The organism is Microbacterium sp., assembly GCF_036566905.1.
Classification (GTDB): Bacteria; Actinomycetota; Actinomycetes; order Actinomycetales; family Microbacteriaceae; genus Microbacterium.
This window is the reverse complement of sequence record NZ_DATCVK010000230.1, coordinates 92,604-113,931: the sequence shown is the minus strand read 5'-3', so window position 1 is coordinate 113,931 and position 21,328 is coordinate 92,604. Positions and strand designations below refer to the sequence as shown.

The following is a 21,328-nucleotide window of genomic DNA, read 5'->3' as shown; positions in this document are numbered from 1 at the left end:
CGCAGCGCGGCCGTCGACCTCGCCGGCACCCCGTGCGTCGGCATCCGGTCCCGCCCAGCGCGGCTCGGCATCGGCCCCCGCGCCCCGAGCCTCGGCATCCGGCACTCCCTCGACGATGTCGGCTGCGGCCGCCCCCGTGACCGACTGGGCCGTCGCGGCGATCCCGTCCGACGACGACGCCCCGCCGCCCGACCCGGGGCCGGCGGCGCTGCCGACCGAGACGCCCGGCCAGTTCGCGGTCGACGACGAGCCCGAAGACGCAGCGACCTCGATGGCGCGCGTCGCGACGCTGGCGCCCCCGCGCGAGGGCGACGTGCTCCCGCGCACCGATGTCGTCCCCTCCATCGAGCCCGACGACGACGAGCCCGAAGACGAGCCGGATGCCGTCGCCGACGTCCCGGTGCCGCCGACGGTCGCGCCGCCGCTGACCCCGGTGGTCACGACGCGCAACGGCGGCGTGCAGCGCTACGGCGAGGCGGTGGTGCGCCAGGTTCTCGGTGCCACTTTCGTGCGCGAGGAGCCCTACGAGCCCCCGACGAGGTTCAGCTAACCCATGTACGACGGCATCGTCCAAGATCTCATCGACGAATTCGGCCGCCTGCCCGGGATCGGCCCGAAGTCGGCGCAGCGCATCGCCTTCCACATCCTGCAGACGCCCAACTTCGACGTGTCGCATCTCGCCGAGCTGCTCAGTGTCGTGCGCGAGAGAGTGCGCTTCTGCGAGGTGTGCGGCAACGTGTCCGAGCAGGAGCGCTGCTCGATCTGCCGCGACCCCCGCCGCAACCAGACCCTCGTCTGCGTCGTCGAGGACGCGAAAGACGTCGCCGCGATCGAGCGCACGCGGGAGTTCCGCGGGCTGTATCACGTGCTCGGCGGCGCGATCAGCCCGATCGCCGGCATCGGTCCGGACGACCTGCGGATCACGCAGCTGATGCAGCGGCTCGCCGACGGCACCGTGCAGGAGGTCATCCTCGCCACGAACCCGAATCTCGAGGGCGAGGCGACCGCGACCTACCTGAGCCGGCTGCTGCACACTCTCGAGATCTCGGTCACCCGCCTCGCCTCGGGCCTGCCCGTCGGCGGCGACCTCGAGTACGCCGACGAGGTCACCCTGGGCCGGGCGTTCGAGGGACGACGCTCGGTCTGACTCGACGGATGTCGGAACTCCGCCGTAGATTGGCGGTCGGCCGCCTCGCGCCGCGGTGCCTGATCCCGGATGCTGAGTCCCGAGGCCTGCACATCGACCTGCGCCGCGACCGACGATCCCTTGACGGAGAGACACCATATGAACTCCTCGCAGCGCTACGACACGCGCGCGTGGCTGCTGTTCGCCGCGATGGCCGTGCTGTGGGGCATTCCCTATCTCTTCATCAGCGTCGCCGTCGAGTCGTACTCTCCGGCTGCGGTGGTGGCGGGCCGCACTCTCCTCGGCGCCGTGCTGCTCCTGCCGTTCGCCATCCGGCAGAAGGCGCTGCGACCCGCGTTCGCGAAGATCGGCTGGGTGCTGCTGTTCGGCGCCATCGAGATGGCGGGGCCCTTCCTGCTCCTCGGCCATGCCGAGCAGACGCTGCCGTCGGGGCTCACCGGTCTGCTCGTCGCGACGGTCCCGCTCTTCGCGGCCCTCATCGCCTTCGGCGGCGGTGACCGGTCGGTCCTCAGCCCGGCACGCAGCATCGGACTCTTCGTCGGTTTCGTCGGCGTGTTCGTGATCGTCGCCGGGCCGGGTCTCGCCGTCGAAGGCGGGGGCGGTCTCATCGCCGTCGGTGAGGTCCTCCTGGTCGCGCTCCTCTACGCGATCGCGCCGTTCGTGATCGCGACCAAGCTGCGCGACGTGCCCTCGCTCGGCTCCATCACCCTCGCTCTCCTCGCGGTCGGGATCTTCTACACGCCGATCGCGTTTCTGACGCAGCACCAGGTGCCGACCCTCGAGGGCACGCTGTCGCTCATCGCACTGGCCGTCCTGTGCACGGCGGTGGCGTTCATCACCTTCTTCGCGCTGATCGCACGCGTGGGTCCGGTGCGCGCGCCGCTGTTCACGTACGTCAACCCCGTCGTCGCGATCGTGCTGGGCACGCTCATCCTCGGCGAGCCGTTGACGGTCGGCCTGCTGATCGGATTTCCGCTGGTCGTGCTGGGATGCTGGCTTGCTGCGACAGGTGGGCGCCTCCGAGCTGACAAATCCGAGATCGAGCTTCCGCCGGTCGCGTCCGGCTGAGCGGACGATTCACATCCGCCGCGCGCACGCTATGACAGGCGCGCGGAGGAACGCGAGGGATCGCCCGGCGCGCTGTCGCGGCCTCGATCAGACCTCTACCGGCACCTCGTACACCTCGAGCGTGCTGTCCGCGCTGACCGCTGCCGACGCCGCCGGCATCCCCCACCGCGTCAGCGCAGCACTTCGACGAGTGCGACCCACGACACGACGATGGCCGACACGATGGCGAGCAGCGTTCCCGCAGCGGCGATCGTCAGGCCCACCGGCTCCCCGAGGAGCAGCGCGATCGACGCGGCCGCGTAGGCGATGATCGGCGCGAACCCCAGCGCGGCCTTGAGCATGCGCGCGACGTGCTCGGGATCCGGGTCTCGCACGATGACACGGGTCGCGTGCACCTGGAAGATCGCGGCCGGCAGCGTGGAGACGCCGATCACCACGCCGTACCAGAGGATGCCGAGGTCGGGAACGAGACCGACTCCGGTGACGATGATCGCGAGCACCAACGCCGCAATCGCCGCGGCGAGGCGCGCCGTCAGCGTGTTGGATTTGATGATCTCGGCGATGTTGACGCTCGAGGCGACGATGACGAGACCGGCCAGAGCGGCGGTCGCGCCGACCATCGCGACGTTGAACTCCGACCACGCCTCGATCTGCTCCATGCTCGGATGCTAGCGCCGAGACACATGGCCGGTGGCGCATAGGAGCGTCCGTAAGATGGAGCGTCGGGTGAAGTTCAGAAGCTCTGGTGCGGCATCCGTTCTCGCCCACCCCTGACATACGCGTGGAGTTCGATGTGGCGCTGATCGTCCAGAAGTACGGCGGATCGTCGGTCGCGGATGCCGAGAGCATCAAACGCGTCGCGAAGCGCATCGTCGACACGCGCCGGGCAGGGCACGATGTCGTCGTCGCGGTGAGCGCGATGGGCGACACCACGGACGAGCTGCTCGATCTGGCGGGACAGGTCGCGCCGATCCCCGCACCGCGCGAGCTCGACATGCTGCTCTCGAGCGGTGAGCGCATCTCGATGGCGCTGCTCGCCATGGCCATCCACTCGATGGGCTTCGAGGCCCGCTCGTTCACCGGCAGTCAGGCCGGCATGATCACGACCGCCGATCACGGCTCCGCGCGCATCGTCGATGTCACGCCGATCCGCCTGCGCGAGGCCCTCGACGAGGGCGCGATCGTCATCGTCGCCGGCTTCCAGGGGTTCAACCGCGACACCCGCGACATCACCACGCTCGGCCGCGGCGGCTCCGACACCACCGCCGTCGCGCTGGCGGCGGCGCTCGAGGCCGACGTCTGCGAGATCTACAGCGACGTCGACGGCATCTTCACCGCCGACCCGCGCGTCGTGCCGAAGGCGAAGAAGCTGAACGTCGTGTCGGCGGAGGAGATGCTCGAGCTCGCCGCCAACGGCGCGAAGGTGCTGTACATCCGCGCCGTCGAATACGCGCGTCGCCACCGCGTGCTGATCCACGCCCGCTCCACGTTCAGCTCGGGCGTGGGGACCTATGTGCTCGGCCCGGGGATGAGCGTCCCCGAGGGCGAAAAGGGAGAAGAGATGGAAGAGCCGATCGTCGCCGGGGTCGCCACCGACCTGGGCCAGGCCAAGATCACCGTCATCGGCGTGCCCGACGTGCCGGGCAAGGCGGCCGAGATCTTCAAGGTCATCGCGAAATCCGGTGCAAACGTCGACATGATCGTCCAGAACGTGTCGGCCGCCGCGACCGGCCGCACCGACATCTCGTTCACACTCCCCAAGACCGATGCCGCGACGGCGTTGAAGGCTCTCGCCGGCGACCAGTCCGACATCGGCTTCGAGAACCTCGTCCACGACGACCAGATCGGCAAGCTCTCGGTCGTCGGCGCCGGCATGCGCACGCACTCGGGTGTCTCGGCAACGCTGTTCGAGGCGCTCAGCGTCGCGGGCATCAACATCGAGATGATCTCGACCTCCGAGATCCGCATCTCGGTCGTGGTGCGCGGCGACGACCTCGCCGAGGCCGCGCGCGTCGTCCACACCGCATACGGCCTGGACGGCGACATCGAAGCCACCGTCTACGCCGGCACCGGCCGCTGATACCGACTCCGTCCGCTGCGCTCCGCAGGAACGGGAGCCCCGGAGAGGTCGTAACGGCGGGCGCCGCCGCTTCGGCAGGGCGGTAGAATCGGGCAACCCCGCGCGTCCGACGGTGCCCGCGCGTCCGCTCCACGCTTGTGCCCACGCTGAGGAACACCATGACCCGCATCTCCGATTCAGGACTCTCCGTCGCCATCGTCGGCGCCACCGGCCAGGTCGGCGGCGCGATGATCGACATTCTCGAGGAGCGCGGGTTCCCGGTGCGTGAGATCCGCGCCTTCGCGACCGCACGTTCGGCCGGATCCGACATCGTCTTCCAGGGCCGGGCCGTGACCGTGGAGGATGTCGCCACCGCCGAGCTCGGCGGCATCGACATCGCCCTCTTCTCGGCCGGTGCCACCGGCAGCCGTGCGCACGCGCCGCGCTTCGCCGAGGCGGGCGCCGTCGTGATCGACAACTCCAGCGCGTGGCGCATGGACCCCGACGTGCCGCTCGTCGTGAGCGAGGTCAACCCGCACGCGATCGCCGAGGCGCGCAAGGGCATCATCGCGAACCCCAACTGCACCACCATGGCCGCGATGCCGGCGCTGAAGGTGCTCGACAACGAAGCCGGTCTCGAGCGGCTCATCGTCAGCACCTATCAGGCCGTCAGCGGCTCGGGCCTCGCCGGAGTTCAGGAGCTGCTCGGCCAGGTCGAGGGTGTGCTGGCGCAGGGCGACGTCGAGCGGCTCGCCCGCGACGGCTCGGCGCTGGACTTCCCCCAGCCCGAGAAGTACATCGCGCCGATCGCCTTCGACGTCATCCCGTTCGCCGGCAACCTCGTCGACGACGGTCTCAACGAGACCGACGAGGAGAAGAAGCTGCGCAACGAGAGCCGGAAGATCCTCGAGCTGCCCGACCTCCGCGTCGCCGGCACCTGCGTGCGCGTGCCGGTCTTCACCGGTCACTCGCTCAGCATCAACGTGGAGTTCGCCCGCGACATCACGCCCGAGCGCGCGCGCGAGGTGCTCTCGAGAGCTCCCGGCGTGAAGCTCGAGGAGGTGCCGACGCCCCTCCAGGCGGCCGGCACCGACCCTGCGTACGTCGGTCGCATCCGCGCCGACCAGTCCGCGCCCGACGGCAAGGGCCTCGTGCTGTTCATCTCGAACGACAACCTGCGCAAGGGCGCGGCGCTCAACGCGGTGCAGATCGCGGAGCTCGTCGCGGCCAACCTGGGTGTCAGCGCCTGACCTTCGCTTCGACGACGTGAGGGGGAGCGGATGCCGCGGCCGCGGCATCCGCTCCCTTGTCGTTTCAGCAAGAACCGAAGGACTTTCGGGGGAGGAGCCGGCGCCCGGTCGGGGGTGCTTTCCGGCGGAACTAGAATCATCTGGTGACCGAAACGCCCTCCGACGCCCTGCCCAGCCCTGACGACAGCGATCTCCCCACGGGGACGGTCGATGTTCTGCTGATCGGCGGCGGCATCATGAGTGCGACGCTCGGCACGCTGCTGCAGCAGCTGCAGCCCGACCTCAAGATCGCCGTCTTCGAACGGCTGAGCGATGTCGCGCAGGAGAGCTCGAACCCCTGGAACAACGCCGGCACCGGCCACGCCGCGCTCTGCGAGCTGAACTACATGCCCGAGGGCAAGGACGGCACGGTCGACCCCGCCAAGGCGATCTCGATCAACGAGCAGTTCCAGCAGAGCCGTCAGCTGTGGTCGTCGCTCGTCGAGGCCGGCGTGCTCGACGCCCCGTCGACGTTCATCAACTCCACCCCGCACATGACCTTCGTGCGCGGCGAGAAGGACGTCGCCTACCTCAAGAAGCGCTACGAGGCGCTGAAGGACGAGCCGTTGTTCGCCGGCATCGAGTACAGCGAGGACTCCCGCGTCATCAACCAATGGGCGCCGCTGCTCATGCAGAAGCGGCGCAAGGGTGAGCCGTTCGCCGCCACCCGGATGCCGGCGGGCACCGACGTCGACTTCGGTGCACTGACCCACCAGCTCATCGACCGGCTCGCCGAGAACGGCGCCGACGTGCGACTCAACACCGAGGTCCGTCGTCTGAAGCGCCTGCCCGACGGCACCTGGCGCGTGAAGTACCGTCGCACCGTCGGTCGCACGCCCGGCGAGATCCGCGCGAAGTTCGTCTTCGTGGGCGCCGGTGGCTGGGCCCTGAAGCTGCTGCAGCGGTCCGGCATCCCCGAGATCGCGGGCTACGGAGTGTTCCCGATCGGCGGGCAGTTCCTGAAGACCTCGAACCCCGCGGTGGTGGCCCAGCACAAGGCCAAGGTGTACTCGCAGGCGTCGGTGGGCGCCCCGCCGATGTCGGTGCCGCATCTCGACACCCGCGTCGTCGATGGTGAGGCGTCCCTGCTCTTCGGTCCGTTCGCGACGTTCAGCCCGAAATTCCTCAAGACCGGCTCGTGGTTCGACATCGTCGGCCAGGTGCGGCCCGGCAACCTGGGTCCGATGCTCAAGGTGGCGTGGGACAACCCGAGCCTCATCACCTATCTCGTCGGTGAGCTGCTGAAGAACCACGCGAAGAAGGTCGACAGCCTCCGCGTCTTCATGCCGACCGCGAAGGACGAGGACTGGGAGATCATCCAGGCCGGCCAGCGCGCGCAGGTGATGAAGAAGGACCCGGACAAGGGCGGCGTGCTGCAGTTCGGCACCGAGGTCGTCACCGGCGCCGACGGCACCATCGCCGGCCTGCTGGGTGCGTCGCCGGGTGCGTCGACCGCGGTGTCGATCATGCTCGGTCTGCTGAAGACCTGCTTCCCCGACCGCATCGACGCCTGGGAGCCGCGTCTGCGCGAGCTGATCCCGACCTACGGCGACACCCTCAACGCTCGGCCCGAGGTCGCGCAGGAGCTGCTCGGCGAGACCGCGGAGGCGCTCGCCCTCACCGCGTAGTGCGCCATGAGGCTGTGGTCGCTGCATCCGTCGAGCCTCGACCGGATGGCCCTCGTCGCCTGCTGGCGTGAGGGCCTGCTGGCTCAGCGTGTGCTCACGGGCACCACGCGCGGCTACACGCAGCACCCTCAGCTCGTGCGGTTCCGAGCGGTCGCCGAGCCGCTCGATGCGATCGGTCATTACCTGGGCGCCCTGCGTGCGGAGGCGACGGCTCGCGGCTACTCGTTCGACGGCTCCCGCATTCTCCGACCGGACGCCGCCGGCCCCGGTATCCCCGTGACCTCCGGGCAGCTGGGCTTCGAGCTCGCGCACCTGCGCGCCAAGGTGGCGGTCCGAGACCCGGCCTGGCTGCCCCGGGTGCCCGAGATCGCCACTCCGGCGCCGAGCTTCGTGGAGCGGCCTGGGGCGATCGAGTCGTGGGAGCGCGGAGCCCTCGCCCCATAGAGCGGGACACCCCGTGCGCGCGTCGCGGGCGCCGCTTCGGCGGGCGCTGATGCCGCCACCGACTACGCTCGATCCGTGGCCAAGCTCTACTTCCGCTATGGGGCGATGAACTCCGGCAAGTCGACGTCGCTCCTCCAGGCCGCGTACAACTACGAGGAGCGCGGGCAGCACGTGCTGCTCGCCAAACCTCTGATCGACACCAAGGGCGCTGACCAGATCGACAGCCGCCTCGGCGTCAAGCGCACGGTCGACTTCCTCGTCGGCCCCGACGACGACATCCGCGCGCTCTTCGCCGAGCACCGCGCGCGTGTGAGGGCGGATGCCGCGGCCACGCTGGTCCCGGAATCCGAGGAGCACGAGGTCGACGTCGCCTGCTTCCTCATCGACGAGGCGCAGTTCCTCACCCGCGAACAGGTGGATGACCTGCTGCGCATCGTGGTGTTCGACGGCGTGCCCGTGCTGGCCTACGGCATCCGCACCGACTTCCAGACGCAGGCGTTCCCCGGCTCGGCCCGGTTGCTGGAGCTGGCCCACAGCCTCGAAGAGCTCAAGACGATCTGCCGATGCGGCCGTAAGGCTCTCTTCAACGCCCGCCTCGTCGGCGGCCGGTTCGTCTTCGACGGTGACCAGGTCGCCATCGACGAGCTCACCGCGGACCGCATCACATACGAATCGCTGTGCGCCGAAGACTACCTGCGCGCCTCGGGTGGGCGCCTGGAGTGACTCCCGGGCGGGCGCTCAGGCGGTCTCGGGTGCGCGTCCGCGGCGACGGGGGAGTGGCACCAGCATCGAGGTCGTGCGCTGGTAGTCCCGATAGGCGGGGTACTTCGCCGCCGAGATCGACTCGGTGAAGACGGTCGAGCCGATGAACAGGACCGTGAGCAGCGCCGGCCCGGCGATGGTCCAGTTGAGCCAGCTGCCGCCGTCGGTGACGAGAGCCACCGCGCCGAGCGCGTAGAACGCCCACCACTGCGCCTGCTCGAAGAAGAAGTTGGGGTGGCGGCTGTACGCGAACAGTCCCGTCGTCAGGAACCCGGGCTCGAGCGTGCCCCCGGCGCGCTTCTTCGCCTGGTGGAACGCCCACTGCTGCTGGTCGGCCATGGTCTCGCCTACGAGGAACGCCGCGAAGACCAGTGCGAATGCGGCATCCCACCCGTTGAAGGGCACCGGGTGCTGCCAGGCGATGAATGCCGGCAGTGTGATGAGCACGAGCAGGGCGCTCTGGAACCCGACGATGAAGAGCAGGTTGAACACCTGGAACTGCCACCGCTTCATGCGCCCGCGCAGGACCGCCCAGCGGTAGTCCTCCATGCCGGTGTAGCCGCCCTTGCGCGCGAAGTTGAAGGTGAGCCGCACGCCCCAGGCGGTCACCAGCACGGCCATCACGACCAGCCTCGTGGCGTCGGCTCCGGCGGCGAGGGCGGCGCCGGCGAAGATCCACACGTAGATCACCGGGACGATCGACCAGATCCGGTCGATCCACGACGTCTCGTTCGTGACGAGCGAGGTGATCCAGCAGAACGCGGCCGCGACGCCCGCGACGATGAGGACGAGGGGGAGGGGATCCATGGGGTCAGAGTATCGCCCTCTGGCGACACCCCGCGTCATACGGGTTGTCTGTGGTCCGACCACACGTTATCGTGGTCTGACCACACCGAGCTCTTCATCGAGGAGGGCAGGCGGATCCGACATCGACGAGGAGATCCGTGGCAGGGACCCCGACTTCGCCGGCGATCGCACCGGCCCGCGCCTGGCGTGTCGTGCTCGAGAAGATCGAGACCGACCTGCTCGACGGCACGCTTCGCCCGGGCGACCGGCTCGCACCCGAGCGCGAACTCGCCGCCACACTCGGGGTCGGTCGCTCCAGCGTCCGTGAGGCGCTGCGCGTGCTCGAAGTGATGGGCCTCATCCGCACCGGCACCGGCTCGGGGCCGACGTCGGGCGCGATCATCATCGCGACACCCGAGGGCGGCATGTCGGCCCTGCTGCGACTGCAGGTCGCCGCGCAGGGGTTCCCCTTCGACGACGTCGTCGCCACGCGGCTCGTGCTCGAATCGGCCGTCGTCGACGCGGTCGCGACCGACCCGGCGCTCTCGACGTCGCGCGCCCGCGACGTGCTCGACGCGATGGATGCCGTCGACCTCACGGCGCCGGAGTTCCTCGCACTCGACGCGCAGCTGCACCTCGCCCTCGCCGAGGCGTCGGGCAACCTCGTCATCGCCGCCATGATGGCGGGCCTTCGCACGGCGATCGAATCGTACGTGCAGGCGGGGGCCGCCGGCATCGCGGAATGGGATGCCGCGGCCGCTCGCCTCCGCCACGAGCACCACGCGATCCTCGATGCCGTCGACGCGGGCGATGCCGCCCGTGCGCGCACCCTCGTCCACGACCACATCGTCGGCTACTACGCCTCGGCGGGCCTCGCGCGCGCCGCCGCCGCCGACTCCGTCCCCGGATCCGCTGCGACGGGTCCGACCTCCTGAAAGGCAACTCCCATGGTCCAGCGCCAGCTCCCCAAGCCTGCTGAGCTGCTCGAGCTCATGCAGTTCAAGAAGCCCGAACTCGACGGGCGCAAGCGCCGGCTCGAGGCGGCGCTCACGATCCACGACCTGCGGACGATCGCGAAGCGCCGCACGCCCAAGGCGGCCTTCGACTACACCGACGGCGCCGCCGAGGGCGAATTCTCGCTCGCCCGTGCGCGCCAGGCGTTCGAGGACGTCGAGTTCCACCCCGACATCCTGCGCCCGGCCGAGCACGTCGACATGTCCACCGAGATCCTCGGTGGACCTTCGGCTCTGCCCTTCGGCATCGCGCCGACCGGCTTCACCCGCCTCATGCAGACCGAGGGCGAGACCGCCGGCGCGGGTGCGGCCGGTGCCGCCGGCATCCCGTTCACACTCTCGACGCTCGGCACCACCTCGATCGAGGACGTGAAGAAGGCCAACCCGCACGGACGCAACTGGTTCCAGCTGTACGTCATGCGCGACCGTGAGATCTCGTACGGACTCGCCCGCCGAGCCGCCGCTGCCGGCTTCGACACCCTGCAGTTCACCGTCGACACCCCGGTCGCCGGCGCACGCCTGCGCGACAAGCGGAACGGCTTCTCGATCCCGCCGCAGCTCACCCTGGGCACGATCATCAACGCCATCCCGCGGCCGTGGTGGTGGTACGACTTCCTCACCACGCCGAAGCTCGAGTTCGCGTCGCTGTCGACCACCGGCGGCACGGTCGGCGAGCTGCTCGACGCCGCGATGGACCCGACGATCAGCTACGACGACCTCGCGATCATCCGCGACATCTGGCCGGGCAAGATCGTGGTCAAGGGCGTGCAGAACGTGGCGGACTCGAAGCGGCTCATCGATGCCGGTGTCGACGGCATCATCCTGTCCAACCACGGTGGACGCCAGCTCGACCGGGCGCCGATCCCCTTCCGCCTGTTGCCCGAGGTGGTGCGCGAGGTCGGCAAGGACGCGACCGTCATGGTCGACACCGGCATCATGAACGGCGCCGACATCGTGGCCTCGATCGCGCTCGGTGCGAAGTTCACCCTCATCGGCCGCGCGTACCTCTACGGCCTCATGGCGGGCGGGCGCCAGGGCGTGGACCGCACGATCGCGATCCTCCGCAGCGAGATCGAACGGACCATGAAGCTGCTGGGTGTCTCCACGATCGCCGAGCTGGAGCCGCGCCATGTCACGCAGCTCACGCGCCTGCTGCCCCTCGCGGGAGCGCCGGCCGAGGCCGTCGGCGGCGGCGCACCGCGCGTGCGCGTCGCGTCCGGTGCGACGGCGCGGGCTCCGAGGACGACGGCGAACGGGAAGACGGATGCCGCGGCATCCCGTCCCGCGAAGACGACGGCGTCGAAGGGCACGGGCTCGGGCTCCCAGGGCTGACCCGAGCCTCGTCTCGCTCGACGGCCGGGTCTGCGGACTCGGCCGTCGAGCGGATGAGCGTGCTCGGGGGTCCCGGTCGCGAGCGAGCGAGGAACGACCGAGGCGAAACGCACCTCGGCGCACGCACGAGGCGCGGGGCTGCTCGCGGAAGGTCCGCGACGGAACGCGTCAGACGCGGACGGGAAGCGTCGGGATGAGCTGCTCGAGGTAGTCGGCGGTGTCTTCCCAGCCCTCGACCGCGTGGCAGCGCACGCCCATGGCGAGGACGGGGTAGTCGTTGCCGTCCGGGTCGAGGCGGTCGCCGACGAACAGCATGTCGTCGAGGGCGATGCCGGTCTGCTCGGCGAGCTGACGCATGCCGTAGGCCTTGTCGATGCCCTGCTCGGTGATGTCGACAGACGTCGATCCGCCCGAGCGCACCTCGAGATCGGGCAGCAGCGCAGCCACCGCGGCGCGCAGTGCGTTCTTCTTCTCACCGGTCGGGTCCCACGCGGTCTTCGCGGCGACCGGAGCCTGCTGGCCGAGCGCCGAGAAGGTGATCTGCGAGCCGCGGTCCTCGAGGATGTCGCCCCACGTCTCGGATTCCCAGAGCCCGAGGCGGCGCGCCTCACCCTCGACGGCGGCGAGTGCCCGTGACTTCTGGTCGTCGGTGAGCGAGCGCTTGTAGACCGTGACGACCCCGTCCTCGGTCAGACGGTAGTACTGGGTGCCGCAGGTCGGCAGCAGGTGCAGCCGCGCGAGCACGGCAGCGGACGCCTCCGGGAGCCGGTCGACGACCTGCGTCGTGAACTGGCCGAGCTGGCCGCCCGAGATGATCGCGACCTCGACGCGCTCGGCGAGAGCGATCAGCAGTCCGCCGATGCGATCGTCGATCTGGCTCTTGGAGGGCGCGAGGGTGTCGTCGAGGTCGAAGGCGACGAGAAGGGGCGGGATGCTGTCCGTCACGGTGTCCGTCCTTTCATGCCAGAGGCTCCGCCTCACGGCGGAGCCTCTTCGCTGTCGGGGTGACAGGATTTGAACCTGCGGCCTCTTCGTCCCGAACGAAGCGCGCTACCAAGCTGCGCCACACCCCGTCGACAACCCCATGAGTCTACCTGATCGTGAGCCGTGCTCCGAACCGGGGCCGTCGTGACGCGACGATCGCGACGCCGATGCTGACAAGGGCGATGGCGACCGCCAGGGGCGTGCGAACGGCAGCGATATCGAGTCCGGTCGCGGCGAGGGCGGCCGACCGCGGACTCGGGGCGACGTCAGTAGCGGCGCGGCCAGGCGTCGTCACATCCGGCGTCGGGGCGGGCGTGGGCTCCACGGCGGGCGGTGCGACGACGGCGACCTGCGACGGTTCCCCGAAACGTTCGGTCCACACGAAGTCGGGTCCGGTGTGGGCGCCTACCGCGGTGACCTGGTCGGCACCGCTCACGCTCCACACCGCTGTGTAGAAGCCGGGCACCGTCATCTCCCACGGTGACGCGACGGTGTACGCCGCCGTCGGACCGAGCACGGGATCGGTCGTGACCTGAAGGGTTCCCGCGACGGTCGCGCCTTCGGGAACCTCCGACCCTGTCAGCGGCTCGGCATCGGTGCGGTAGACGACCGCGTGGGCGGTCACGGGCAGATATGAGCCGTCCTCGGCGCGCGGCCACGATCCGTCCTCTGCGGCGAACGTGACCTCGTCGACGTACGGGCCCGCAGCCGTCTCCCGTGCCAGCACCTGCGTCGAGATGGACGGCGAGAAAGGGGGAACGCGCGGGGCGGCGTCTGCTCCCGCGATGTCGAACGGCACTGCGGCGGCGGGACCGGCGGTCTCCTGGCCGCCAGGCGTCGTGTAGTGGCGGACTGCGGCGGGAAGGCCGGCGGTCAAGCGTCCCGTGCCGCTGACGGTGTACGCCCGGCCCGGCTCGGGCTGGACCGTGCTGATGGCGTACGTGGTGCCCGCAGTAGCGCCGTCCAGCGTGGCTGAACCCGTCATGGCGAAGACGGCGTTCACCAGCGTCACGGTCCCGGTCGCGGCGCTCGTGGCGTCGACGCGCACCGTGCCGGCCCGGTGGTCGGCGGGGTCGGTCGAGAACGCCAGACTCCCGCTTACGTTGACCGCATTCTGCGCCGCGCGGACGGCCTCGTCGTAGTAGGCGACCGCGCGCTCTTGCACGGCCCGGTCGTGCTGCGGCGCGAGCGCCGAGAACGTCCAGTGGATGGCTCCCGCGAGGGACTCACCCCGGTACCCGAACGCGTGGAGTGTCTCCTCGCGGTTCGCGATCGCCTTGACCGCCCACGCCACCGCGGCGGCCTGCACGGGGTCGTCGGTCTGCCCGTAGGTCGACACCAGGAGGTTGATCCCGGCAAGTTGCTGCGGCGACAGCCCGGCGGCCGATCCGCTGATGCCGTGGTCGGTGCTCGGCCCGGTGGGAGCGGGCGCACCGGGCGTGATGCAGTACGTGTGCACGCCGTCGATGAGCATCGAGCCATGCCATCCGTAGGCCGAGATCGGTGCCCATGTGCCGAATCCGGTTCCGCGCTCGGCGGCGTCGGCGCGCGACGGCGCCGCGATGTCCATGACGAGCAGCACCGCAAGGACGGCCACGACGAGGACGTAGGCGGGTAGCGGGAGGGTGCGCCATCGCCGCAAGCGCACGATGCGGGAGGGGCGACGCGGTGTCAGGAGGAAGGACGGAGGATCTGTTCTCGGCACGTTGCGAGACTGCCGGACGCGCCGGTGTCGCGGACCGCCGCCGACTCGATCTGTGGACCGAGCGCGCGCGGTCGCGCCTGGGGAGGAGTCGAGCGCTACGCCTGCGGCACGAGCGTCAGAAGCGACGCCTCGGGCCGGCACGCGAAGCGCACGGGTGCGTAGATCGAGTGGCCGAGACCGGCGCTGACGTTCAGGGGCACCGTGCGCCCACGGTGCGTCCACGAGCTGAGTCCGCGCGCCTGCCTGAGCGGGATGTCGCAGTTGGCGACGAGAGCGCCGAAGCCGGGGATGCGCACCTGACCGCCGTGCGTGTGACCGCCGAAGACGGCGTCGGCGCCGAGGTCGACGAAGTCGTCGAGCACGCGCCGGTAGGGGGCGTGCGTCACACCGAGCGTGAAGTCTGCGGACTCTTGGGTGCGCAGCTCCGACAGCAGGCCGGGGAGCACATCGAGCCTGTCCCACTCGCGGTGGGCGTCGCTGACGCCGAACGCCGCGATACGGCGGCCGGCGGCATCCATCATTCCCACGCGGTTGTTGAGATCGAGCCAGCCGAGCTCGTCGGTGAGGTAGTCGTCGAGCGCCTGGGTGTCGAGCGGCTCGGCCCTGTGCTTGACCTTCGACGGCCCTGTGAAGTACTTCATGGGGTTGCGGGGCGAGGGAGCGGCGTGGTCGTTCGAACCGTGGACGAAGACGCCCGGGATGCCGCGCAGCGGGTCGTAGGCCGCGCGCAGGCCGCGGAGGCCATCGGCGTGGCCCATGTTGTCGCCGGTGTTCACGACCAGGTCGGGCTCGAGTTCTGCCAGGGCTGCGATCCACTCCTGCTTGCGACGCTGCCAAGGCGCCATGTGCGCGTCGGACAGGTGGAGGACGCGGATCGGCTCCGAGCCCGTGGGAAGCACCGGAACGTCATGGAAGCGGACCGTGAACAGGTAGCGCTCGATGCCGATGCCCCAGATCGCGGCGCCCGCGCCGACCGCCCCCACCGTGCCGAGCACGGTGAGGGCGGTGCGAGTTGCTGCGGAGGGCACTAGCCGTTGCCGCCGCCGTTGCCGGGGCCGTTGCCGCCGCCGCCGCCGCATATCGCGGCGGAGTAGTCGACGACGATCGACGTGTTGCGGTTCACGACCGAGTTCGCAGCGGGATTCGTCGCGGTCGCCTTCGTCTGTGCGCCCAGCGCGGCGTCGGCGGTGCAGGTCCCGTCGCTCACGTTGCCGAAGCCGGCCGAACGAAGGGCCTTCTTGGCATCCTCGAGCGTGCGTCCCACGACGTCGGGGACGGTGAGGCCCTGACCGTTGCTCGGGCTGATCGTGACGGTGCTCCCACCCGCGACATTTCCGGGACCCGGGTTCTGCGCGCCCACGACGCCCTCAGGCTGATCCGAGTCCACGGGGGCTCCGACCTCGACCGTGAACCCCGCGTCGGTCAGCGTCTGCGTCGCCTGCTCGATCGTCTGGCCGACGACGTTGGGCAGCGCGGTGAGCTGCACCTTCAGGAGCTCGTTGTCGGGGGTGGCGAAATCGCCGCCGGGGTAGGCCTCGTCGACCGCTCGCTGAATGGCCTTGGAGATGTTGAAGCGGATGTTGTTCAGGCCCGCCTTGAAGACGTCGCCGCCGCCGAACACGTTGCCTGCCCAGGTTGCGGTGGTGACACGCGTGCTCGACTGCACGAGCCAGGTCTGGATCGACTCGTGGGTTCCGGTCTTGCCGATGGTCGTCGTACCGTCACCGGGGTTGCCCGGGCTGCCGCTGCCACCACTGGTCATGACGCCCTTCAGCGCATATGCGGCTGTCGCGGCCACGTTCGGAGCGATGACCTGGGTGCAGGTGCGCTGCGGCTTCGGAAGCTCGTTGCCGTCCGAGTCGGTGACACGGTCGATCGCCTGCGGCTGGCAGTAGACGCCGTTGTTCGCGACGGTCGCGTACGCGGCGGCCATCGCCATCGGCGACACGGCGTTGGTGCCGATGACAGAGGTCAGGCTGTCCATCTTGACCTCCTTGCCGTCCGCCAGGGTGACGCCCATGCGTGTCGAGACGTTCTTGATGTCGCACAGATCGAGCTTCTCCGCCATCGCGAAGAACCCGGTGTTGAGCGAGTCCTTGGTGAACCGCATGGGTGTGCCGACGTAGCCCCTGTTGCCGCCGAAGTTCTTGATCAGGTCCTTGGACACGTTGACCCAGTCGTGCGGCTGGCCGTCGAAGTCGCCGTTGCAGCTGTTCTTCAGCTTCGGGAACACGCGGAGCGAGCCGTTGAGGGTCTCGTTGACGGAGTGTCCCTTCTCCAGCCAGTCGATCAGCGTGAAGAGCTTGAACGTCGACCCGGCGTTGAAGCCGCCGGAGTGCCCGTACGTCTGGTCACCGGCGAACACCAGGGACGAGTAGTTCCAATCGTCCTTGACCGCCGAGTCCTCGCTGAACTGCGTGTTCTGGGCGATCGAGAGCACGCGCCCCGTATTCGCCTCCAGGCTGACGCTCGTGGAGCCGAACCGACCGCCCGTCGGGAAGTCCTTCGTCGCGGGCAGGCTGGGGTTGGACGGCGCGTACTGCGACATCGCCGCTTCGGCGGCCGACTGCACGCGCGGGTCCAGGGTCGTGTACACGTTGAGCCCGCCGCGCTGCAGCAGGGCCTGACGCTCCTCCCGGGTCTCACCGAACGCAGCGTCGTTGAGGATCACGTCCTTCACGTACTGGCAGAAGTACGCCGAGCCGCCCGCGTTTCCGCAGCCGGTCTTCGGCTCGACGACGGCGGGCGTGATCGGCCAGACGGCCGCCTCGATGTACTGCTCGCGGGTGATCTTGCCGTCGTCGAGCATGCGGCTGAGCACGTAGAGCTGACGCACCTTGGTGGAGGTGTATCCGTCGGCGGCGGCCAGCTTCTGTTCCTCGGTGATCTCGCCGGACGCCACGAGGTCGTCCAGGACAGTGAGGTTCGCACCCTCGTCGATCACACCATCCGGTGCCTTGTTGAAGGTCGTGCCGTCGGAACCGGTGATCGAGCCACCGGGCCTGTCGATGCGGTAGTTGTTGGGGTTCTGCACCATGCCGGCGAGGGTCGCGGACTGGGCGACGGTCAGGTTGGCCGCGGTGGTGCTGAAGTAGTGGCGGGCTGCGGCCTCGATGCCGTACGTGATGCCACCGAAGTTCGCGATGTTGAGGTAGCCCAGCAGGATGTCGTTCTTGGAGTACTTCTGCTCCAGCGCGATGGCGTAGCGCATCTCCTGCAGCTTGCGGGTGTAGCCCTCCGAGCCCTCGGCCGTCGTGGCGTCGGTCCAGCAGTCGAGGAGCGCCTGGTCGCGACTCACCTTGACCACCGGTGCGCCGTTCCCGTCGAGGACGTTCTCGCCCTTCTCGTCGGTCTCGTACACCGTCGTGGCGTTCTGCTCGCACTTCTGGATGAGCACGTTCTTGACGTACTGCTGGCTGATCGACGAACCACCCTGGGTCTCGCCGCCGCCCTGCGCGTTCGAGAGGAGGGCACGCGTCGTGCCGATGAGGTCGATGCCGCCATGCTGGTAGTAGCGCGGGTCCTCACTGGAGAGGAGCGCGTCGTACATGACCGGATTGATCTGGTCGAAGGCGACCGGGGTGCGATCCTGCTCCAGGAACTGCGTCAGCAGTGACGGCTGGCCCGTGGCCGGATCGGTCGCATAGAAGTTGCTCGGGAGCATGAGCTTGTCGATCTCGAGCGAGCTCGGCAGGTTGTCGAACATCGTGATCGCGCGCTCGGCCGCAGTGCTCGTGATGGCGACCGCGGGGGTGATCGTCGCCGCGATGAGGACACCGGCTGCGGCGCTGAGGCCCACGAGCCCGGCGAGTCCGCCGAGCACACCTGTGGCCGTGCGTTTGGTATCAGGCATAGGCTTGATCGTAGGGGAGATACCTGGGCGATTCCCTCAGAGACGTGCGCCCAATGAGGTGTTTCCCAGCCTTCACCTGCCGTCCTTTCCGCCTAGCCGAGGAGTCGCGATGACGACGTGGGAGTACCTCACCACGCCCCTTCTGATCCACAACACCGCTGCGATCCTCAACAACTGGGGCAAGCAGGGCTGGGAGCTCGTCCAGGTGGTCCCCGGCCCCGAGGGCGGTCTCGTCGCCTACTTGAAGCGCCCCGTCGGCGGGGGACAGCAGAACGCGGGACTGGATGCCGCGGCCCAGGCCGCCCAGCAGTTCGAGGGGGCGTGACCATGACCGTCAGCGACCGTCTCGCCGAGCTCGGCATCGCCCTTCCCGACGTCGTGCCGCCCGTCGCCGCCTACGTCCCCGCCAAGGCGCACGGCGACCTCGTCTACACCGCCGGCCAGCTGCCGATGGTCTCGGGCGCGCTGCCCGCGACCGGCAAGGTGGGCGAGGGCGAAGGACTCGTCCCTGCCGACGACGCCAAGGGATACGCGCGCCAGAGCGCGCTCAACGCCATCGCCGCCGCGGCGGCCGCCGTCGGCGGGGTCGACCGCCTCACCGGGGTGGTCAAGGTCACCGGCTTCGTCGCCTCCGTTCCCGAGTTCACCGGACAGCCGGGCGTGATCAACGGCGCCAGCGAGGTCCTCGGCGAGGTCTTCGGCGACGCGGGGAAGCACGCGCGATCCGCGGTGGGCGTGCCTGTGCTGCCACTGGACGCCCCCGTCGAGGTCGAGGTCGTCTTCTCGTACGCCTGATCCGGCCTCCTTCGGTCGATCAGCCTGTCGAGGCGCCCTTCGACGGGCTCCGGGACCGGAGTTGACGACGAACGACAGAGCGGATGCCGCAGCCTGGGCTGCGGCATCCGCTCTTCTCGTCTGTTACTTGACCTGCGCCGAGATCACCGACATGACGGCCGTGTCGGCGAGGGTGGTCGTGTCGCCGACCTCGCGGCCCTCGGCGACGTCGCGCAGCAGGCGACGCATGATCTTGCCGGAGCGCGTCTTGGGCAGTTCGCCGACGATGTACACGTCGCGCGGACGTGCGATCGGTCCGATCTGCTCGCCGACCCACAGCCGCAGCGTGTTCGCGAGGCCCTCGGCGGAGTGCTCCGAGAGGTACGACTGCTTGATGATAACGAACGCGACGACGGCCTGACCCGTGGTCTCATCGGACGCGCCCACGACGGCAGCCTCGGCGACGGCCTCGTTGCCGACCAGCGCGGACTCGATCTCGGTGGTCGACAGGCGGTGGCCAGACACGTTCATCACGTCGTCCACGCGGCCGAGCAGCCAGACGTCGCCGTCGTCGTCGAGGCGCGCGCCGTCGCCGGCGAAGTAGTAGCCCTGCTTCTGGAACTTCTCCCAGTACGTCTCGACGAAGCGGTCGGGGTCGCCCCAGATGCCGCGCAGCATCGACGGCCACGGCTCGGTGACGACGAGGAGCCCGCCGTTGCCGTTGCCGACGTGCGTGCCGTCCTCGTCGACGACGTCGATCGAGATGCCGGGGAGGGGGACCTGCGCTGAGCCGGGCTTCGTCTCGGTGACGCCGGGCAGCGCCGACACCATGACCGAGCCGGTCTCGGTCTGCCACCACGTGTCGACGATCGGCGCGGCCTTGCCGCCGATGATCTTGCGGTACCACATCCACGCCTCGGGGTTGATGGGCTCGCCCACCGATCCGAGCAGCCGGAGCGACGACAGATCGAACTGCTTGGGGATCGCGCGTCCGAGCTTCATGAAGGAGCGGATCGCCGTGGGCGCGGTGTAGAGGACCGTGACCCCGTACTTCTGCACGATCTCCCACCACCGGCCCGGGTGCGGCGTGTCGGGCGTGCCTTCGTAGAGCACCTGGGTCGCACCGTTCGCGAGCGGACCGTACGTGACATAGGTGTGACCGGTGACCCAGCCGATGTCGGCGGTGCACCAGTACACATCGCTCTCGGGGTGGATGTCGTGGACGACCTTGTTGGTGAAGGCCGACTGCGTGAGGTAGCCGCCGGAGGTGTGCAGGATGCCCTTCGGCTTCCCCGTGGTACCCGACGTATAGAGGATGAACAGCGGGTTCTCGGCGGGGAAGGCCTGCGCCTCGTGCGCGGCGGACGCGGCCGGGACGACGTCGTGCCACCACAGGTCGCGGCCGTCGCTCCAGTCGACCTCGTTGTCGCCGCGCTTGACGACGAGAACGTGTTCGACGGTCTCCTGCTCGCCGGTTCCGCGATCGCCGAGGGCGAGGTCGACGGCGGGCTTGAGTGGGGAGACCTTGCCCTTGCGGTAGCCGCCGTCGGCGGTGATGACGAGCTTCGCTCCGGCATCGTCGATGCGGGCGCGGAGGCTGTCGGCCGAGAACCCGCCGAACACGACGGAGTGGACGGCGCCGATGCGGGCGACCGCCAGCATCGAGGCGACCGCCTCGGGGATCATCGGCAGGTAGATCGCGACACGGTCGCCCTGGCCGATGCCGAGCCCCTCGAGCACGTTCGCGAGGCGCTTGACCTCGTCGGTGAGCTCGGCGTACGTCACGCGCCGCTCGTCGCCGGGCTCGCCCTCCCACAGCAGCGCGACACGGTCGCCGTTGCCCGCCTCGACGTGACGGTCGAGGCAGTTGTAGGCGACGTTCAGCTCACCGTCGGCGAACCACTTCGCGAACGGCGGGTTCGACCAGTCCAGCACCTCGGTGAACGGCGTGTGCCAGTGGAGCTCGCGCGCCTTGTCGGCCCAGAAGCCGAGACGGTCGGTCTTCGCCTGCTCGTAGAGCTCGGCCGTCGCGACCGCGTTCTCGGCGAACTCGGCCGCGGGTGCGAAGCGCCGATCCTCGGTGAGCAGGTGATCGATCTGGCTGCTGCCGGGCTGCGTGAGAGGTGACTGTTCGCTCATGGGAGCGCGCTCCTTTGCGGGCTGAGGTGGGCGCCGAGCAGTTTCGGCGAGTCTGCCAGGAAATGTACCCAGAGCCGCGGGAGGCGACTACCCCCGATAGTAGGTGCCACGGCAATGTTGGACTCGGACCGATATATCAGTGAGAATCCTCTCCTTTTCGTTTTGTCAGGACCCCTACCTCGCATATGCTGACCGTTGGCCGAACTTCGATTCTGGCATTGCGGCGCCCGACGTCACCCCCCGAATTCGGGCCCGCGCTTGGCGGCATCCCATTCCCCCCATGGGATGCCGCCTCTAATTTTTGGGAGCGGTCCCGACGACCCGCGGCCGGCTCCTCCCCAACGG

18 protein-coding genes, 1 tRNA gene and 1 pseudogene are annotated in these 21,328 nt (G+C 69.4%); 12 read left to right on the top strand and 8 right to left on the bottom strand.

Going from position 1 to position 21,328, the window contains the following annotated elements; all coding sequences use genetic code 11:
* The 3 genes and pseudogenes from VIP82_RS21295 to VIP82_RS21285 all read left to right on the top strand — a co-directional run.
* Positions 1-550 (top strand): annotated as a pseudogene (locus VIP82_RS21295) (DNA polymerase III subunit gamma and tau); the annotation flags it as partial.
* Between the two features lie 3 nt (positions 551-553).
* A complete protein-coding gene (recR, locus tag VIP82_RS21290) occupies positions 554-1,147 on the top strand; it encodes a recombination mediator RecR (protein WP_194413307.1) in 594 nt (197 codons plus the stop codon).
* 138 nt (positions 1,148-1,285) lie between these two features.
* Positions 1,286-2,215, top strand: coding sequence for a DMT family transporter (locus VIP82_RS21285; protein ID WP_331912324.1), 930 nt, complete (start codon positions 1,286-1,288; stop codon positions 2,213-2,215).
* Positions 2,216-2,385: 170 nt separating this feature from the next.
* On the opposite strand, the gene VIP82_RS21280 is transcribed toward VIP82_RS21285, so the two are convergent.
* Positions 2,386-2,874 (bottom strand): hypothetical protein, encoded by a 489-nt coding sequence (locus VIP82_RS21280; RefSeq protein ID WP_331912322.1) that lies wholly within the window; start codon positions 2,872-2,874, stop codon positions 2,386-2,388.
* Between the two features lie 134 nt (positions 2,875-3,008).
* On the opposite strand from VIP82_RS21280, the gene VIP82_RS21275 reads away from it, so the two are divergent.
* The 5 genes from VIP82_RS21275 to VIP82_RS21255 all read left to right on the top strand — a co-directional run bounded on the left by VIP82_RS21275 (position 3,009) and on the right by VIP82_RS21255 (position 8,358).
* Positions 3,009-4,295: an aspartate kinase gene (locus VIP82_RS21275; protein ID WP_308869985.1), complete on the top strand. Its 1,287-nt coding sequence runs from the start codon at positions 3,009-3,011 to the stop codon at positions 4,293-4,295.
* Between the two features lie 158 nt (positions 4,296-4,453).
* A complete protein-coding gene (locus VIP82_RS21270) occupies positions 4,454-5,524 on the top strand; it encodes an aspartate-semialdehyde dehydrogenase (protein ID WP_331912320.1) in 1,071 nt (356 codons plus the stop codon).
* Positions 5,525-5,691: 167 nt separating this feature from the next.
* Entirely contained in the window at positions 5,692-7,191 is a 1,500-nt protein-coding gene (locus tag VIP82_RS21265) for a malate:quinone oxidoreductase (RefSeq protein ID WP_331912333.1), read from the top strand.
* A gap of 6 nt (positions 7,192-7,197) precedes the next feature.
* Positions 7,198-7,635, top strand: a complete 438-nt coding sequence (locus VIP82_RS21260) for a pyrimidine dimer DNA glycosylase/endonuclease V (protein ID WP_331912318.1) — start codon at positions 7,198-7,200, stop codon at positions 7,633-7,635.
* 75 nt (positions 7,636-7,710) lie between these two features.
* Positions 7,711-8,358 carry a thymidine kinase gene (locus tag VIP82_RS21255; RefSeq protein ID WP_331912316.1) on the top strand — a complete coding sequence of 216 codons (648 nt, stop codon included), beginning with the start codon at positions 7,711-7,713 and terminating at the stop codon, positions 8,356-8,358.
* Between the two features lie 15 nt (positions 8,359-8,373).
* Here VIP82_RS21255 and VIP82_RS21250 read toward each other — a convergent pair whose 3' ends face one another.
* On the bottom strand, positions 8,374-9,204 hold the full coding sequence (locus tag VIP82_RS21250; protein ID WP_331912314.1) for a DUF1295 domain-containing protein: 831 nt from the start codon (positions 9,202-9,204) through the stop codon (positions 8,374-8,376).
* A 137-nt stretch (positions 9,205-9,341) separates the two neighbouring features.
* On the opposite strand from VIP82_RS21250, the gene VIP82_RS21245 reads away from it, so the two are divergent.
* Complete coding sequence (locus VIP82_RS21245; protein WP_331912312.1) at positions 9,342-10,118, top strand: FadR/GntR family transcriptional regulator; 777 nt, start codon at positions 9,342-9,344, stop codon at positions 10,116-10,118.
* A 12-nt stretch (positions 10,119-10,130) separates the two neighbouring features.
* Positions 10,131-11,528 (top strand): alpha-hydroxy acid oxidase, encoded by a 1,398-nt coding sequence (locus VIP82_RS21240; RefSeq protein WP_331912310.1) that lies wholly within the window; start codon positions 10,131-10,133, stop codon positions 11,526-11,528.
* A 168-nt stretch (positions 11,529-11,696) separates the two neighbouring features.
* On the opposite strand, the gene VIP82_RS21235 is transcribed toward VIP82_RS21240, so the two are convergent.
* The 5 genes from VIP82_RS21235 to VIP82_RS21215 form a co-directional block, all read right to left on the bottom strand.
* A complete protein-coding gene (locus VIP82_RS21235; protein ID WP_331912308.1) occupies positions 11,697-12,473 on the bottom strand; it encodes an HAD-IIB family hydrolase in 777 nt (258 codons plus the stop codon).
* A gap of 54 nt (positions 12,474-12,527) precedes the next feature.
* Positions 12,528-12,601 (bottom strand) — tRNA-Pro (locus tag VIP82_RS21230).
* Between the two features lie 17 nt (positions 12,602-12,618).
* Complete coding sequence (locus VIP82_RS21225) at positions 12,619-14,217, bottom strand: hypothetical protein (protein WP_331912306.1); 1,599 nt, start codon at positions 14,215-14,217, stop codon at positions 12,619-12,621.
* A gap of 95 nt (positions 14,218-14,312) precedes the next feature.
* On the bottom strand, positions 14,313-15,245 hold the full coding sequence (locus VIP82_RS21220) for a metallophosphoesterase (RefSeq protein WP_331912304.1): 933 nt from the start codon (positions 15,243-15,245) through the stop codon (positions 14,313-14,315).
* A complete protein-coding gene (locus tag VIP82_RS21215) occupies positions 15,245-18,070 on the bottom strand; it encodes a transglycosylase domain-containing protein (RefSeq protein ID WP_331912302.1) in 2,826 nt (941 codons plus the stop codon). Before VIP82_RS21215 ends, VIP82_RS21220 begins: the two co-directional genes overlap by 1 nt.
* 109 nt (positions 18,071-18,179) lie before the next feature.
* Here VIP82_RS21215 and sp36 point away from each other — a divergent pair, with 109 nt between their 5' ends.
* Complete coding sequence (gene sp36 / locus VIP82_RS21210) at positions 18,180-18,395, top strand: Sp36 family protein (RefSeq protein ID WP_308869972.1); 216 nt, start codon at positions 18,180-18,182, stop codon at positions 18,393-18,395.
* A 2-nt stretch (positions 18,396-18,397) separates the two neighbouring features.
* Positions 18,398-18,865: a RidA family protein gene (locus VIP82_RS21205; RefSeq protein ID WP_331912300.1), complete on the top strand. Its 468-nt coding sequence runs from the start codon at positions 18,398-18,400 to the stop codon at positions 18,863-18,865.
* A gap of 123 nt (positions 18,866-18,988) precedes the next feature.
* On the opposite strand, the gene acs is transcribed toward VIP82_RS21205, so the two are convergent.
* Positions 18,989-20,983 carry an acetate--CoA ligase gene (acs, locus tag VIP82_RS21200; protein WP_331912298.1) on the bottom strand — a complete coding sequence of 665 codons (1,995 nt, stop codon included), beginning with the start codon at positions 20,981-20,983 and terminating at the stop codon, positions 18,989-18,991.
* Between the last annotated feature and the right edge of the window lie 345 nt (positions 20,984-21,328).

What these genes read in the sequence shown, in the direction of transcription:
- VIP82_RS21260 (WP_331912318.1), top strand. Translation starts at nt 7,198, where the DNA reads ATGAGGCTGTGGTCGCTGCATCCGTCGAGCCTCGACCGGATGGCCCTC.
- VIP82_RS21240 (WP_331912310.1), top strand. Translation starts at nt 10,131, where the DNA reads ATGGTCCAGCGCCAGCTCCCCAAGCCTGCTGAGCTGCTCGAGCTCATG.
- acs (WP_331912298.1), bottom strand. Translation starts at nt 20,983, where the DNA reads ATGAGCGAACAGTCACCTCTCACGCAGCCCGGCAGCAGCCAGATCGAT.
- VIP82_RS21215 (WP_331912302.1), bottom strand. Translation starts at nt 18,070, where the DNA reads ATGCCTGATACCAAACGCACGGCCACAGGTGTGCTCGGCGGACTCGCC.
- recR (WP_194413307.1), top strand. Translation starts at nt 554, where the DNA reads ATGTACGACGGCATCGTCCAAGATCTCATCGACGAATTCGGCCGCCTG.
- VIP82_RS21205 (WP_331912300.1), top strand. Translation starts at nt 18,398, where the DNA reads ATGACCGTCAGCGACCGTCTCGCCGAGCTCGGCATCGCCCTTCCCGAC.
- VIP82_RS21270 (WP_331912320.1), top strand. Translation starts at nt 4,454, where the DNA reads ATGACCCGCATCTCCGATTCAGGACTCTCCGTCGCCATCGTCGGCGCC.
- VIP82_RS21280 (WP_331912322.1), bottom strand. Translation starts at nt 2,874, where the DNA reads ATGGAGCAGATCGAGGCGTGGTCGGAGTTCAACGTCGCGATGGTCGGC.
- VIP82_RS21250 (WP_331912314.1), bottom strand. Translation starts at nt 9,204, where the DNA reads ATGGATCCCCTCCCCCTCGTCCTCATCGTCGCGGGCGTCGCGGCCGCG.
- VIP82_RS21285 (WP_331912324.1), top strand. Translation starts at nt 1,286, where the DNA reads ATGAACTCCTCGCAGCGCTACGACACGCGCGCGTGGCTGCTGTTCGCC.
- sp36 (WP_308869972.1), top strand. Translation starts at nt 18,180, where the DNA reads ATGACGACGTGGGAGTACCTCACCACGCCCCTTCTGATCCACAACACC.